Below are 2,371 nucleotides of genomic sequence, written 5' to 3'. Positions count from 1 at the left end.
AAATCAGTATAATCAGTATAATCCTGGGGAAGACAAAAAAAAATTACAGTACGGCTATCTGCCTAATGCCTGGATAATATCATACTTGGTCACAATGTGGTGATTGCCGCTATCATCTTTGGTTAGTACCGCCCCATTTTCCCGGTTGATATAAACAGTTAGTTTTTCTATAGGCGTATCCTGACTTACCAGCGGAAAGGACGGCTGCATCACTTCCTTAATCAGCGCATCTTTCAGGTTGGCATCATCAATCAGTCGATTGAATAAACCATTTTCAGAAATGGCGCCGATAATTTCTCCGCCCTGTTCAACCGGGATATGCTCGATGTCATATTTTTTCATGCGGGCAATGGCTTCGCTCACTTTTTCTTCCGCGTTAATGGTTACCAGTGGCTGTTTACGGCGGCCATTCACTACATCTTTTACGGTTTTAACATCCAGGAATCCACGTTCTAACATCCACTGATCATTATATATTTTTCCTACATAGCGACTGCCATGATCATGGAAAATGACCACCACCACATCTGTTGGCTTCAGTGTTGCTTTGAGCTGCAAAAGGCCGGCAATGGCGGATCCTGCGGAGTAGCCTACAAAAATACCTTCTTCTTTGGTGATGCGGCGGGCCATCACGGCAGCATCTTTATCGGTTACTTTTTCGAACTTGTCGATGACCTTCATATCGTAGTTTTCCGGCACAAAGTCTTCGCCAATACCTTCTGTGATATAAGGATATACCTCACTCATATCCAGTTCGCCGGTTTCAAAATATTTTTTCAGCAGGGAACCATAACTGTCGATGGCCCATACCTGTATGTCCGGATTTTTTTCTTTCAGATATTTACCGGTACCTGTAACGGTGCCACCAGTGCCGGTTGCCACTACGAGGTGCGTGATTTTTCCTTCAGTTTGTTCCCATATTTCCGGACCGGTTTGTTCATAATGTGCATCCCGGTTAGCGAGATTATCGTATTGATTCACATAAAAGGAATTGGGAACTTCGGTAGCCAGTCTTTTCGATACGGAGTAGTAGGAGCGGGGATCTTCCGGTTCCACATTGGTAGGACAAACAATTACTTCTGCGCCTACTGCTTTCAGGATATCTACTTTTTCCTTGGATTGTTTATCGGTGGTGGTAAAAATACATTTGTATCCCCGGATAATGGCCGCCAGGGCCAGGCCCATACCGGTATTACCGGAAGTACCTTCAATGAGGGTGCCACCAGGTTTCAGTAATCCTTTCTGTTCTGCTACATCCACCATTTTTACGGCCATGCGGTCTTTGATAGAGTTGCCGGGGTTAAAAAATTCAACCTTGGCCAGCACCGTGCAGGGGAGGGAAGCGGTGACCCGGTGCAGCTTTACCATGGGGGTATTTCCGATCGTTTCGAGTATGTTATCACAGTATTTCATAAAAAATGAGGTTGTATGGTTACGAAAATACGGAATTGAGTTGATACGCGGAGGGTGGGGAGGGGATCGCCTTCGGCGATTGTCTTTTTTCAGGATTAAATTGATTTTGATGATTTTGATGATTGTTTTTTAGATACCCTTTTATGTCCTTCTTACAGGCAATACGGATAGTTATAAGACAAACTTAAAGAATCATCAAAATCATCAGAATCAATTTAATCCTGAAAAAGACAATCGCCGAAGGCGATCCCCTCCGCACTTTCTCATTATCTTTGCCCCGATGAGTGAACGAATTTTTATCACCGGTATCGGTACCGGCGTAGGAAAAACCCTCACATCTGCCTGTATTACCGAATCGTTGACAGCAGATTACTGGAAACCTGTACAAACCGGTTTGATGGAAGGTACAGATACCGACGCGGTACGCGCGCTATTGTCAAATACGGTGTCAGTTTGTCACCCGGAAGCCTGGTGCCTGCAGGCGCCTGCCTCCCCGCATCTGGCAGCGAGACTGGAAAATACGACGATAGATGTAACGGAGATCCTGGCGCTGGCAGACCAATACCAGCCTGCCCGGCGCGCCCTGGTGATAGAAGGGGCAGGAGGGCTGATGGTGCCCGTTAATGAATCCGTTTTTACCCTGGATCTCATAGTGGCATTGAAGGCCAGGGTGGTGATAGTGGCACAGAACTACCTGGGAAGTATTAACCATGCACTGCTCACTGCGCGTATGCTGCAACATACAGGCGTTCCCGTTATTGGTTGGGTTTTTAGCGGTGTTGAACATAGCAATGAAGCCGATATTGTGAAATGGAGTGGTTACCCGCAAATTGGCCGCATCCCGCTGTCAGAACATGTAGATAAGGCATTTGTGGAGCAACAGGCACAGTTGTTGACATCCTCGCTGCATACTTTAATGGCATGACCACGAAAAAGGATATACGAAAACATTTCCTGG

General features: G+C 46.1%; 2 protein-coding genes. One reads left to right on the top strand and one right to left on the bottom strand.

The features are described 5' to 3' along the window. Window positions 1-54: 54 nt before the first annotated feature. Window positions 55-1,413 carry a pyridoxal-phosphate dependent enzyme gene (locus tag VIP81_RS25370; RefSeq protein ID WP_331967852.1) on the bottom strand — a complete coding sequence of 453 codons (1,359 nt, stop codon included), beginning with the start codon at window positions 1,411-1,413 and terminating at the stop codon, window positions 55-57. Window positions 1,414-1,693: 280 nt separating this feature from the next. Between VIP81_RS25370 and bioD the strand changes: the two genes are divergently transcribed. Then, the gene (gene bioD / locus VIP81_RS25365) at window positions 1,694-2,338 is read left to right on the top strand and encodes a dethiobiotin synthase (protein WP_331967850.1); all 645 of its coding nucleotides are present in this window, start codon (window positions 1,694-1,696) and stop codon (window positions 2,336-2,338) included. Window positions 2,339-2,371 lie beyond the last annotated feature (33 nt).

The sequence above is a fragment of the Chitinophaga sp. genome (genome assembly GCF_036566945.1).
GTDB lineage: Bacteria > Bacteroidota > Bacteroidia > Chitinophagales > Chitinophagaceae > Chitinophaga.
This window is presented reverse-complemented; position numbering and strand designations above follow the sequence as displayed.